This is a genomic window from Sulfitobacter sp. F26204, from assembly GCF_026410305.1.
Taxonomy (GTDB): domain Bacteria; phylum Pseudomonadota; class Alphaproteobacteria; order Rhodobacterales; family Rhodobacteraceae; genus Sulfitobacter.
Map to the genome: position 1 here is coordinate 17,863 of NZ_JAPMLQ010000006.1, position 12,600 is coordinate 30,462.

The window sequence follows — 12,600 nt, forward strand, 5'->3', positions numbered from 1 at the left end:
TCAGCTTCTTGTTGCTTCGGCAAGGGCATCAGGCAGGGCGTTGGCGACTTGATCCAGTTGAGCAGGTGTGCCGCAACTGATCCGGATGCATCGATTCTGCGGGGCGACAAATGGCATGCGCACGAAAACACCCCGCGCGACAAGACCATCCAGAACAGCCTTGGCAAAATGGCCATCCCGCCCGCAATCTATCGTAACGAAATTGGCTGCCGAAGGCAAAGGGTCCAGCCCGTTGCGACGCGCAATACCGGCAATGCCTTCGCGGGCGTTCTTGATTTCGCCCAAGACCTTTGCCAGCCAGCCCTGGTCTTCCAGCGCGGCCAGCGCCCCGGCCTGCGCTGCACGATTCATGCCAAAATGATTGCGTACCTTGTGAAAGGCGGTGATCAGTTCCGGCGCTGCAATGGCATAACCCACCCGCGCCCCGGCCAATCCGTAAGCCTTTGAAAAGGTACGCATCCTGATGACTCTCGGGTCTCTCCATGCCAATGGCAAGGCAGTGCCTTCCGGCGCAGTTTCAACATAGGCCTCATCCAGGACCAAAACTGTCTGTTCCGGCAACCCTTGCAGGGCTGACATGATGTCGCTGCCCCGGTGCCAGGATCCCATCGGATTATCGGGATTGGCCAGATAGACCAGTTTGGCATCCACCTCGGCGGCCTTCGCGAACAAGGCCTCCGGATCTTCATGATCGTCGCGGTAGGGCACTTTGTGCAGCGCGCCGCCAAAGCCTGCAACGTGGTAGTTAAAGGTCGGATAGGCCCCGTCAGAAGTGACAACTGCATCTCCCGGCGCAACGAACAACCGCGTGACATAGCCCAGCAATCCGTCAATGCCTTCGCCCACGATGATATGATCAATCGTTGTGTCGTGATGGGCGGCAAGAGCACAGCGTAGATCATGGCTTTCGGGATCGCCATACATCCAGTGCCCCGCCTCGGCGATTGCCCGGAGCGCATGCGGCGAAGGGCCAAAGACGTTTTCATTCGCGCCAAGGCGTGCATCAAAGCGACGGTTGCGGGCACGTTCCTGGGTCTCAGGCCCGACAAAGGGGACAGTGGCAGGCAGGGAACGGGCAAGCGGGGTAAGGCGATACTGGGTCATACCGCTGTGTTAAGCGGCCCGTCGCATTTGGGCAAGGGCTTGGAAAAACGGGGTGCGCACCTATAAGGGGGCAAGCTGTATCTCGGAAGGATCCCGGAACATGACCAGGCTCACCCGCCGTGGCTTTATCGCCTCGACCCTTGCCGCCGGTGCCCTGCGGAGCGTGCCTGTGACGCTTGGCAAACCGCCTGCACGGCGTATCCTGACATTGGTTTATGACAAAAGCCTTGGCATGATGCGTGCGATCGACCGCCTGGTACCCTGATATGCCGTCACGTTTCGCTGGCCTGTCCCGGTTTGATCGGCTCAGATAACTCCGACCAAACCGGAGGATTCCATGGCCCGCGTTACCGTAACCTATGACAACCATATCGCTTTTGTTCGCTTGACCCGCGCGGACAAGATGAATGCCGTTGATCCCGAAATGATCGACGGAATTATCGCGGCAGGACAAGAGGTTGCCGCCTCCGATGCGCGTTGCGTCGTGCTCTCGGGCGAGGGCAAGGCCTTTTGTGCCGGCATCGACCTTACCAGCCTTGCAGGCATGATGGGCAAAGACCCCGCTGACGTCATCATGCCCCGCACCCATGGTGCGGGTACGACCAACCAATGGCAAGAAGTCGCAATGATATGGCACCGAATGGAGATTCCCGTCATTGCTGCGATCCATGGGGTTTGCTTTGGGGCAGGCATGCAGCTTGCCCTCGGGGCGGACATTCGCATCGCTGCGCCGGGGACACGATTTGCAGTGATGGAAATGAAATGGGGTATCGTCCCGGACATGGGCGGGATGGTTCTGTTGCCACAACTGGTGCGTTCGGACGTTTTGCGCCGCATGACCTATACTGCCGAACAGATAGATACCGACCAGGCGCTCGTCTGGGGGCTGATCACCGAAGCGGCGGCTGATCCGCTGGCAGCGGCAACTGAACTTGCCACGACCATCGCGGGCAAAAGCCCCTCGGCCATCCGCGCAGCCAAGCGTCTGATTGCAATTGCGGAATCCAATGATGCCGCATCGGTTCTCGAAGCAGAATCGCGCCTTCAATCCGAGCTCATCGGCAAGCCGCACCAAATGGAAGTCATCGCTGCCGAGATGGCAAAGCGCCCGGCGGTTTTCAAATAGCCCAAGGCCAGACCCGCCTGACGCCTTTCAAAGAGGCAGCAGGCGCGGGCTTCATCTTGCCCTTAAACTCATTTCCGACCTCTGCGCAGGGACGACGCTGTGCAGGGGGCAGCCGGCCTGCATCAGTCGATCTCGGCCAGACGGTCCAATGCGGCCTGCAATTGGTCGGCCTCTTCCTGGCGCGCATCCAGATTGGCGCGGGCTTCGGCGACCACGTCTTCGGGGGCGGAGGCAGCGAATTTAGGGTTGTTCAAACGCCCCTTGAGACCGCCTATTTCCTTGGCCAGTTTATCAAGTGATTTTTGCAGACGCGCCTTCTCTTCACCGATGTCGATCAGCCCGGCGAGGGGGAGTCCAAAGCTCGCACCCGGGGCCGGGATAGAGACACAACCCTTGGGAAAACTTTCCGCTTTTTCAAGGCTTTCTACCCGTGCAAGGCGCTTGATCATGGTTTCATTGCCATCCCATGCAGCCTGGGCCGAGGCGTCCATTTCAGTGACGATCATCGGTACCTTGAGGCCGGCGGGGACGTGCATCTGGGCGCGGGCGGATCGGATACCTTCGATCAGACCGATCACCCAGTTCAGTTCGCGGTCCGCCTCGGCATCCAACAGGTCAGCGGTGGTGTAGGTCGGCCAGTCGGCGTGGACCAGCATCTTGTCCCGCGCGACGGTGGTTTGCCAGAGTTCCTCGGTGATGAAAGGCATGATCGGATGCAGCAGGATCAGGCATTGGTCAAGCACCCAACCCATTGTTTTTCTTGTCTCCTCTGCTTCCGGTGCGCCGTCCTGTAACAGGGGTTTGGACAGTTCCACATACCAGTCGCAGACCTTGCCCCAGACAAAGGCATAAAGTGTGTTGGCGGCATCGTTAAAGCGGTAATTGGCGAGGGCGGCATCGACCTCTTCACGCACGCGGGCGGTTTCGCCGATGATCCATTTGTTGAGTGTGGCTTGGGGTTGCGTCGGGCGTACACCCCCTGTGCACCCCCCATGCACCCCTTGGTGCATCTCGAATACGCCATTCATTTCGGCAAAACGGTGGGCGTTCCACAGTTTTGTGCCGAAGTTGCGGTAGCCGGTGATGCGGGCTGTGGACAATTTCAAATCGCGCCCCATGGCGGCCATGGAGGTCACGGTGAAACGCACCGCATCCGCGCCGAATTCGTCGATCAGTTCCAGCGGGTCAAGGACGTTGCCGAGGGACTTCGACATCTTCTTGCCCTTCTCGTCGCGCACCAGCGCGTGGACATATACGGTGTCGAAAGGTTTCTGATCAACCACGGCATATTGCATCATCATCATGCGGGCGACCCAGAAGAAGATGATGTCAAAGCCTGTGACAAGGACGGAGGTGGGGAAGTATTTCTTGAGCTCTTCGGTTTCTTCGGGCCAGCCAAGCGTCCCGATAGGCCAGAGACCGGAGGAGAACCATGTGTCAAGCACGTCGGGGTCGCGCCAGACGGGATAAACAACATCGGTCGGATCCTGACTGCCAGTGTAAACCGCAAGGCTTTCGGCCAGAACATGCATGGCTTCGCTGCGCGAGGCGACTTCGACAACGCGGGCATGGTTCAACGGGGTTGGCAGCTTGACCAATACATCGGCAAAGCTGTCAGTGACCGCATCAAAATCGGCGGCGCAGTGATGGTGATCGCTGCTTTCCGGCAGGGATTGCTGCAATAAGAGGCGGGACAATTCGACCATGTCCAATGCGCCGTCGCCCTCGTCATCGGTAAAGCCGCGCCCTTTCAGGTCAAGCCCGTACCAAACCGGTATCTGATGCCCCCACCACAATTGGCGTGAGATACACCATGGTTCGATGTTCTCCAGCCAGTGGAAATATACCTTCTTGTCCTGCTCGGGCAGAATTTTCACATCGCCATTGCGCACGGCGTCAATCGCGGGCTGCACGATCTTGTCGGTGGCAACGAACCATTGGTCGGTGAGCATCGGCTCGATCACGACTTTGGAGCGGTCGCCGAAGGGTTGCATGATCTTTTTGGCCTCGACCAGCGGGACGGGGGCCGTATCAACGATTTCTTCTTCATCGCCCTTCTTCTTTTTCTTCGCAGGTTTGCCCAAACGCGGATCGTCATGGGCTGTCATCACGGCCAGCCCTTCGGCGGTGATGTCTGCGATCACCTTTTCACGGGCATCGAAGCGGTCAAGGCCACGGTAGTCTTCGGGCACAAGGTTGATTTCGGTGGCATCAAAGGGGGCTTCTTCGCGGCCTTCTGCGATGGCCTGGGCACGGGAGGCGGCAGCGTCATAAGGCAGACCATCGCTGCGCATCGCGCCACGGGTGTCCATCAGCGCGTAAAGCGGGATGTTGTTACGCTTGGCGACTTCGTAGTCATTGAAATCATGGGCACCGGTGATCTTGACCGCGCCGGACCCGAATGTCGGATCAGGGTATTCATCGGTGATGATCGGGATCAAACGGCGGTGTTCTTTGGGTCCAACCGGAATTTCGCAGAGTTTGCCGACGATGGAGGCATAGCGTTCGTCCGAGGGATGTACCGCAACCGCGCCGTCGCCCAACATGGTTTCAGGGCGCGTGGTGGCGATGGAGATATAGTCGCGTTCCTCGGAGAGCGTGACATTGCCGTCTTCGTCTTTCTCGACATAGGTATAGGTGGCGCGTTCTCCATTTTCTTTGGCCGCGAGCGGGTATTTGAAGTGCCACATGTGGCCGTCAACTTCGGTGCTTTCAACTTCGAGATCGGAAATGGCGGTCTCAAAATGCGGGTCCCAATTGACGAGGCGTTTGCCGCGATAGATCAGGCCCTTGTTGTACATGTCGACAAAGACTTTGATCACGGCGTCGTGGAAGTTGCCTTCTTCACCTGCTGGCGCATTTGGGGCACCGGACATGGTGAACGCGTTGCGGTCCCAGTCACAGGAGGCACCGAGGCGTTTGAGTTGGTCGATGATCGTGCCGCCGGATTTAGCTTTCCATTTCCAGATTTCAGCCGTGAAGTCCTCGCGGGACCACTCGCGGCGCGGCGGTTTGCCGTCCGCGGCCAGCTGGCGTTCCACAACCATTTGCGTCGCGATGCCCGCGTGATCCTGGCCAGGCTGCCAAAGCGTGTCAAAGCCGCGCATGCGATGCCAGCGGGTCAGGATGTCCTGAAGCGTGTTGTTGAAGGCATGGCCCATGTGCAAGACGCCCGTCACATTGGGCGGCGGGATCATGATGGAGAAGGTTTCATCGCGGGAGGCATTGGCACCAGCCTTGAAGGCACCGGCCTTTTCCCAAGCGGCGTAAAGGCGGGCTTCGGCCTCACCAGAGTCAAAATTCTTTTCCAGAGCCATGGTCATTGATCCTCAATCACGTTTGAGGGTTGATCTAACGGAGGTTGCGACCGAGGGAAAGGGCGGGCTGGACAACACGGTCTGGGCGGTTAAGTCTCTGTTCTCGTACCCCACCCAGAAAGAGGCAGTTTTCATGGAAAAATTCGGGAAGAGCCAATCGGTTGTTCGAACGGAAGATTTGCGGTTCCTGACCGGTGAGGGGCGTTATGTGGATGATATTGCGCCGACCGAGGCCTTGCATGGCTATTTCTTTCGCTCATCTGTCGCCCATGGTGTGATTACATCCTTGGATGTGAGCGATGCCGCGGCGGCCGAAGGGGTGCATCTGGTATTGACCTGTGCCGATCTGGAGGCGGCGGGCATGGATATTGCGATGGCGGGGGCGGTGGTCAAGAACCGGGACGGTTCTGACGGGGCACAACCCTTGCGCCCGATGCTGGCACGGGAGCGCGTCCGCTATGTGGGAGAGCCAGTGGCGATGATCGTAGCCGATACGCTGGCTGCGGCACGAGATGCTGCGGAATTGATCATGTTTGAGGTGGATGATCTGCCCGCCAAGGTGGATCGCGCGGTTGGCGGTGAGGCCCTGCATGCAGAAGCGCCGGACAACAAGGCGTTTGACTGGGGCATGGGCGACGAAGCCGCGACCGAGGCCGCCTTTGCCGCTGCGGCAAAAACCGTCGTGCTGGATGTGGAGGACAACCGGATCATCGTGAACTCGATGGAGCCGCGAGGCTGTTATGCGGAATGGCACGACGGGCGTGTGCATGTGGCCAACAACGGGCAGGGTGTCTGGGTTCACAAGGGATATATTGCAAAGGCTTTTGGGCTCGATCCTGAACTGGTGCATGTGACCAACCCTGATACCGGCGGTGCCTTTGGCATGAAGTCGATGACCTATAACGAATATTTCTGTGTTGCGCAGGCGGCGCGTGTCCTGGCGCGTCCGGTGCGCTGGATGTCCGAGCGCACAGAGGCGATGCTGACCGACAATGGCGGGCGTGACCTGACCTCTCTGGCGGAATTGGCCTTTGATGCCGATCACAGAATTACGGCCTATCGCGTCCGAACGATATGTAACCTTGGCGCGTATAATTCGCAGTTTGCCCAGTTCATTCAGACCCAGTTGTTCAGCCGGGTCCTGATGGGGGTCTATGATGTGCAGACCACATGGCTTCAGGTGGACGGTGTTTATACCAATACCGTGCCGGTGGATGCCTATCGCGGGGCCGGGCGTCCCGAGGCGATTTATGTGCTGGAGCGTCTGATGGACCGTGCCGCCCGCGAACTGGGGGTTGATCCATGGGAATTGCGTCGGATCAACTTTATCAAGCCGGAGCAGTTCCCCTACAAGGCGGCCACAGGGGAAACCTATGACGTGGGGGATTTCGAGCGACTGTTGCAGAGGGTCGCAGAAGAGGCTGACCATGCGGGGTTTGCGGCGCGCAAGGCCGCCGATGCCAGGCGCGGATTATTACGCGGTATGGGTCTGTGCTATTACATCGAAAGCATTCTGGGCGATCCATCTGAGGGGGCCAAGGTGGTATTCGAGGCAGAAGGCCATGTCACGATTTACGTGGGGACGCAATCGGGGGGACAGGGGCACGAAACCGTCTATGCCCAGTTCCTGAGCGATCAGACCGGCATACCGGCAGACCGGATACGTGTCGTGCAGGGGGATTCCGACCTGATCAAAACAGGCGGCGGTACCGGGGGGTCGCGTTCTGTCACGACACAGACCAATGCGACACTGGCGACAGTTGCCAAGATCACGGAGGTCTTCAGCGCTTTCCTTGCTGATGAACTTGGCGTGCCGGCGCGCGAGATCATGTTCGATGATGAAAGGTTCCGCGCCGAGGGCTCGAATCTGACGCCCACGATGCTGGAAGTGGCCGAAATGGCACGGGAAAAGGGCCGTGGTGACCTGCTGGAGCATCACGAACGCGATACGCTGCCGGCCCGTAGTTTTCCCAATGGTGCCCATGTTGCCGAAGTCGTGATTGACCCGGAAACCGGGATTGTCACGACAGAGCGTTATACGGTCGTTGACGATTTCGGCAATCTGATCAACCCGATGCTTGCCGAAGGGCAGGTGCATGGCGGCGTCGCCCAGGGTGTGGGACAAGCGGTGCAAGAGCGCGTTGTCTATGATGAAGACGGGCAGCTGCTCACGGCCTCGTTTATGGATTATGCCATGCCACGCGCCGCTGACCTTCCGTATATTTCCTTTACCTCGGAACCTGTGCCCTCGACTGCCAATGTCATGGGGATGAAAGGATGCGGCGAGGCAGGCACTGTTGGCGCTTTGGCAGCCGTTGCTAACGCGGTGCAGGATGCATTGTGGGAACATGGCGTGCGCCAGGCGGATATGCCGTTCACGCCGCACCGGGTCTGGGAGATGCTGAATGAGGGACGCCTCGCCGCAGAATAATGAGTCGACGACAGGCGGGCCAGCGACCCGCCCGCCCGTCAGCCATGTCATCGTGCTGGACGGCACATTGTCTTCGCTTGAGCCACTCTACCAGACCAACGCCGGGCGCACATATATGTTGTTGCGCGAAATGGGGGCGGCGGTTTCCCTTTATTACGAACCGGGGCTTCAGTGGGATAACTGGAGCACGATCTGGGATGTGGCCTCAGGGAAGGGGATCAACCGGCAAATCCGCCGCGCCTATGGGTGGCTTGCCTCACGGTATCGCACGGGGGATCGGATTTTCCTGTTCGGCTACTCCCGTGGTGCCTATGCTGTCCGGTCCCTTGCCGGTGTGATTGATCTGGTCGGTTTGTTGCGCAATGACTGTGCGACAGAACGCAACATCCGCGCCGCCTATCGCCATTATGAAAGAGCGCCCGACAGCGACGTGGCCAAGGTATTCAGCTCCCTGCATTGCCACGCTGAGATCGAGATCGAGATGATCGGTGTCTGGGATACGGTAAAATCCCTGGGACTTAATGCGCCGGTCCTGTGGCGTTTTTCGGAGCATCTGCACGCCTTTCACAATCATGATCTGGGGCAAAGCGTAAAGCACGGGTTTCATGCTCTGGCGCATGATGAAACGCGTGCGGCATTCGCGCCGGTGTTATGGCACACTGACACGGACCACGCCGCAAAGGTCGAACAGGTCTGGTTTCCCGGTGCCCATGGCGACGTTGGCGGCCAGTTGGGAGGGTTCGAGGCGGCGCGTCCGCTTGCCAATATCCCGTTGGTCTGGATGCTGGAACAGGCGGAAAAAACAGGTCTTCCCCTGCCGAAGGGATGGCGGGACCGCTATAAACAGGATGCCCTTGCGCCTGCACGCGGCACCTGGCGGGGCCATGGCAGAGTTCTGATGTCGCGCAAGAAGCGCATCATCGGCCGCGACCCGTCAGAGCGGCTGCATGAAAGTGTGCTGGCGCGACAGGGTGAGGCGAAAACCGAAGGTTTGAAAAATCCTGACCGCGGAAGTTGAGTTTCCGCCTCTGGCGGCTGGGTCAGGCAATCTTCATCACGATACAGGTAGTGGAGCCTGTGGCATAAAGTTTGCCGTCTTGGACACCTCTGATTTCACCATGTGCCACGCCTGTTGAGCGACCCACATGATCGGTGACGCCGATGCAATCAATCTGCGTCCCCAGGGGCAGGGCGCGCAGGATGTTGATCTTGTATTCCAGAGTTGTATAGACCGATCCCCGTGGCACCTTTGTCATCACGGCACAGGCCATCGCACTGTCAAGAAGCGTGCCGTACCAGCCCCCATGCACGGTGCCCATCGGGTTGGTGACGTTAAATTCCGGTGTACCGCGAAACACTGCGCGCCCCTCTTCAACGGCCTGCAGGGTATAGCCCATGGTGGCACCAATCGGCGGACCGGGATTGGTGCCGTCCAGGATGGATTGCATGAATTCCAGACCCGAGAGCGCCAGGGCCTCGGACTGGCTCAGCAGGTCTTGCGGTTTGGTGGCAATGCGGGGCATGTGCGTGGTCTCCGGTTGGGTGTCACCGGATGCTAGGGGGCATAGACCCGACTTGCCAAGCGGTTACGCCACGTCCCGTACGGCAATCTCTGGTGTAACGCCCAATGCGCGGCAGACATTTCGCGTCAACTCGGCACGGTTGAGCGTGTAGAAATGCAGGTTCTCGACGCCCTCGTTGATCAGCGTGTCGCACATTTCGGTGCACATTGCGGTGGCCAGCAGATCATGGCGGTCGTCGCGGATTGCCGCTTCGAAGGCGTCGTCCACCCATTTGGGGACCGGCGTGCCGCAACGCGTAGCGAAGTTGCGGGCGGATTTCCAGTTCAGGACAGGCATGATGCCGGGGGTGATCGGTTTGTCGATGCCGACCTTGGCGCAGGCGTCACGGAAGCGCAGGAAACTTTCGGGTTCAAAGAAGAACTGCGTGATCGCCTCGTCAGCGCCGGCTTCGAATTTGCGCTTCAGCCATTGCACATTGGCGTTCATGTCCGCAGCTTCGGGGTGGCTGTCGGGGTAGGCACCGACGCGGATGTTAAAGGTGCCTTTCTCTGCCAGAGCTTCGATCAGGGCGCAGCTGTCAGCAAAGCCTTCGGGGTGCGGAGTAAAGGTTTTAGCTCCATCCTGTGGGTCGCCACGCAGAGCGACGATGTCGGTCACGCCGATTTTGGCAAATGTTTCCGCAACCTCAAGTGTTTCGGTCTTGCTTGCCCCGACGCAAGTGAGATGCGCCGCAACCGGAAGGCCAGATGTCCGGCGCAATACATGGGCAGCGTCATGGGTGAGGTCGCGCGTGCTGCCGCCTGCACCGTAGGTCACAGAAAAGAAACGTGGGTTCAGGGGCGCCAAGGTCTGTGCCGTATCCCAGAGGTTGAACCCTGCATCGACATTGCGGGGCGGGAATACTTCGAAAGATACTTGAGGCGTGGTCATTGGTGTTGTCCTTTGCTGCGCGTTCTCTCTTGTTTCACACCTTGAGCTGTGAAACAAACTCATAACTTTCATCTTCAACATGAGGAAAGCCTCACGTGCATATTGAGTTCAGACATCTGCGGACCATTCAGGCCATCCACGAGGCCGGTGGGTTGGCGCGCGCAGCAGAGCAGATGAACATCACGCAATCCGCCTTGTCCCATCAGGTCAAAGGCCTGGAAGATCAGGCGGGGGTTGAGCTTTTTGTGCGGCGCTCAAAACCGTTGAAGCTGTCGCCTGCGGGGCAACGTCTTTTGAAACTGGCGCATCAGGTGTTGCCGCAGGTGCAGGCCTTGCAGGACGAATTCAGCGGATTGCGGGCCGGTAGCACGGGGCGCATGCATATTGCGATCGAGTGTCACGCCTGTTTCGAGTGGCTGTTCCCGGTGCTGGAACATTTCCGCCGGTCATGGCCGGATGTCGATGTGGATATTCGACCCGGTTTGGCCTTTGATGCCTTGCCCGCTTTGCTGCGCGAGGAGGTTGATCTGGTCGTGTCCTCGGACCCGGAAGATCTGGCAGGGGTGACTTTTGTGGAACTGTTTGATTACAAAGCAGTTTTCGTCGCGGCAAGCACGCATCCACTGGCTGCGAAACCCTTTGTCGAAGCTGGCGATTTTCGCGGTGAGACCTTGATTACCTATCCGGTGGAACGCTCGCGGCTGGATGTCTTCAGCCAGTTGCTGATTCCTGCCAAAGTGGACCCTGCTGCAATCCGGCAGGTGGAATTGACGGCGGTGATCCTGTTGCTGGTGGCATCAAATCGCGGTGTTGCTGTACTGCCTGATTGGGTGGTGCGCGAAGTACAGTATTCTTCGGATTATGTCACCCGCCCGCTGACGGCTGAGGGGGTGACACGGCGGCTTTATGCGGCGGTGCGCACGGATGATCTGGGCAAGCCGTTCATGGATCAGTTGTTGCAACTGGCAGGGGACGAGGCGCGGAAGCTGCAGGCGGTTTGAGGGGGAAGGCTGGTTTGAGCCGGCCTTGACCAAACAACACAGCGCGCGACGGATCAGCGCCTGCTCCGGGAAGGCGATCAGAGGCCTGTTCTCTGCCACTTTGTGGTGCGGCCTTGGGGTGTCCTGCCGATGCACCACCCGGCCTCTCGAAATCGCCTGCCCAAGCGGGGGGCAGGCGATGGCCCGGCGGCTACGCCTTGATTCCGGGCTGGTGTGGTGTCGTCGAGGGTTTGGCTGTGAGCCCAACCTACCGAATTCTGCATGATGACGAATGGCAGCTATTCCTTCACTTAGGCTTTTTCCTAAATATCTTGATCGTATACTCCCGAAGCATTACTTAGGGATATGTCTAAGTATGATTCGAACCTCGATCTCTGTTTCTCAGCGCTCGGTGATCCGACACGGCGTATGATCCTTCAACGTCTTGCTCGCGGCGAGGCGACTGTGAGCGAACTGGCGGAGCCCCATGACATGGCGCTGCCGTCGTTCATGGAGCATCTGAAGAAACTGGAAGCGGCCAGCCTCGTCACGTCGAAAAAGGAAGGGCGGACGCGGATATGCGAATTGGCCCCTGATGCCTTCACGCCTGCGAAGGACTGGCTGACCGAACAAAATGCAATCTGGGAAGGACGGCTCGACCGCTTTGACGATTACATCAAGAACCTCATGCAGGAGCGCAGCAAATGAAACTCAACCCGGAAACTGACCTGACCTTCACTCGCACAATAAACGCACCGCGTGCGCTTCTGTGGGAATGCTGGACAACACCGGAGCATATCAAGCACTTCTTTGTGCCCAAGCCGCACGGGATCGACACCTGCGAGATCGACCTTCGGGTCGGCGGCAAGTTCAACACGACGATGAACGTCGAAGGCAACACGATGGAAAACGAAGGCGTCTATCTCGAAGTCGTCGAAGGCGAACGCCTGGTTTTCACTGACACCTATAGCGAAGAATGGAAGCCCGCCGCCGATCCGTTCATGACGGCGATCATCGAGTTCGCTGACGATGGGAATGGTGGCACGACCTACACTGCTACTGCCAGACATCGTTCGCCCGAAGCCCGTCAAAGCCATGAGGACATGGGCTTCTATGATGGGTGGGGCACGGTCGCTACTCAGCTTGAGGAATACGCGCAATCACTCAAATAAACTGAAAGCGGACATTG

At 58.7% G+C, this 12,600-nt stretch carries 11 protein-coding genes; 7 read left to right on the plus strand and 4 right to left on the minus strand.

Annotation, left to right across the window (positions count from 1 at the left end; all coding sequences use genetic code 11):
* Positions 1 to 1,104: a pyridoxal phosphate-dependent aminotransferase gene (locus tag OS190_RS14195; protein ID WP_267159380.1), complete on the minus strand. Its 1,104-nt coding sequence runs from the start codon at positions 1,102 to 1,104 to the stop codon at positions 1 to 3.
* A 100-nt stretch (positions 1,105 to 1,204) separates the two neighbouring features.
* Here OS190_RS14195 and OS190_RS14200 point away from each other — a divergent pair, with 100 nt between their 5' ends.
* Both OS190_RS14200 and OS190_RS14205 read left to right on the plus strand, forming a co-directional pair.
* Positions 1,205 to 1,369, plus strand: coding sequence for a Tat pathway signal protein (locus tag OS190_RS14200; RefSeq protein ID WP_267159381.1), 165 nt, complete (start codon positions 1,205 to 1,207; stop codon positions 1,367 to 1,369).
* Positions 1,370 to 1,441: 72 nt separating this feature from the next.
* Positions 1,442 to 2,230 (plus strand): crotonase/enoyl-CoA hydratase family protein, encoded by a 789-nt coding sequence (locus OS190_RS14205; protein ID WP_267159382.1) that lies wholly within the window; start codon positions 1,442 to 1,444, stop codon positions 2,228 to 2,230.
* A gap of 122 nt (positions 2,231 to 2,352) precedes the next feature.
* Here the strand turns inward: OS190_RS14205 and OS190_RS14210 are convergent, their stop codons facing one another.
* Positions 2,353 to 5,547: a valine--tRNA ligase gene (locus OS190_RS14210; RefSeq protein ID WP_267159383.1), complete on the minus strand. Its 3,195-nt coding sequence runs from the start codon at positions 5,545 to 5,547 to the stop codon at positions 2,353 to 2,355.
* Positions 5,548 to 5,680: 133 nt separating this feature from the next.
* Here OS190_RS14210 and OS190_RS14215 point away from each other — a divergent pair, with 133 nt between their 5' ends.
* Together OS190_RS14215 and OS190_RS14220 are read left to right on the plus strand one after the other, a co-directional pair.
* Positions 5,681 to 7,978 (plus strand): xanthine dehydrogenase family protein molybdopterin-binding subunit, encoded by a 2,298-nt coding sequence (locus OS190_RS14215; protein ID WP_267159384.1) that lies wholly within the window; start codon positions 5,681 to 5,683, stop codon positions 7,976 to 7,978.
* The gene (locus tag OS190_RS14220; protein WP_267159385.1) at positions 7,953 to 8,996 is read left to right on the plus strand and encodes a T6SS phospholipase effector Tle1-like catalytic domain-containing protein; all 1,044 of its coding nucleotides are present in this window, start codon (positions 7,953 to 7,955) and stop codon (positions 8,994 to 8,996) included. The genes OS190_RS14215 and OS190_RS14220 overlap by 26 nt, the downstream gene beginning before the upstream one ends.
* Before the next feature lie 22 nt (positions 8,997 to 9,018).
* Here OS190_RS14220 and OS190_RS14225 read toward each other — a convergent pair whose 3' ends face one another.
* Positions 9,019 to 9,501, minus strand: a complete 483-nt coding sequence (locus tag OS190_RS14225) for a PaaI family thioesterase (RefSeq protein ID WP_267159386.1) — start codon at positions 9,499 to 9,501, stop codon at positions 9,019 to 9,021.
* A 63-nt stretch (positions 9,502 to 9,564) separates the two neighbouring features.
* Positions 9,565 to 10,431 carry a methylenetetrahydrofolate reductase [NAD(P)H] gene (gene metF, locus OS190_RS14230; RefSeq protein WP_267159387.1) on the minus strand — a complete coding sequence of 289 codons (867 nt, stop codon included), beginning with the start codon at positions 10,429 to 10,431 and terminating at the stop codon, positions 9,565 to 9,567.
* A gap of 95 nt (positions 10,432 to 10,526) precedes the next feature.
* Between metF and OS190_RS14235 the strand changes: the two genes are divergently transcribed.
* The 3 genes from OS190_RS14235 (at position 10,527) to OS190_RS14245 (ending at position 12,583) form a co-directional block, all read left to right on the plus strand.
* Entirely contained in the window at positions 10,527 to 11,432 is a 906-nt protein-coding gene (locus OS190_RS14235; protein ID WP_267159388.1) for a LysR family transcriptional regulator, read from the plus strand.
* Positions 11,433 to 11,777: 345 nt separating this feature from the next.
* Positions 11,778 to 12,119 carry an ArsR/SmtB family transcription factor gene (locus tag OS190_RS14240; RefSeq protein ID WP_267159389.1) on the plus strand — a complete coding sequence of 114 codons (342 nt, stop codon included), beginning with the start codon at positions 11,778 to 11,780 and terminating at the stop codon, positions 12,117 to 12,119.
* Positions 12,116 to 12,583, plus strand: a complete 468-nt coding sequence (locus OS190_RS14245; protein ID WP_267159390.1) for an SRPBCC family protein — start codon at positions 12,116 to 12,118, stop codon at positions 12,581 to 12,583. The genes OS190_RS14240 and OS190_RS14245 overlap by 4 nt, the downstream gene beginning before the upstream one ends.
* Positions 12,584 to 12,600 lie beyond the last annotated feature (17 nt).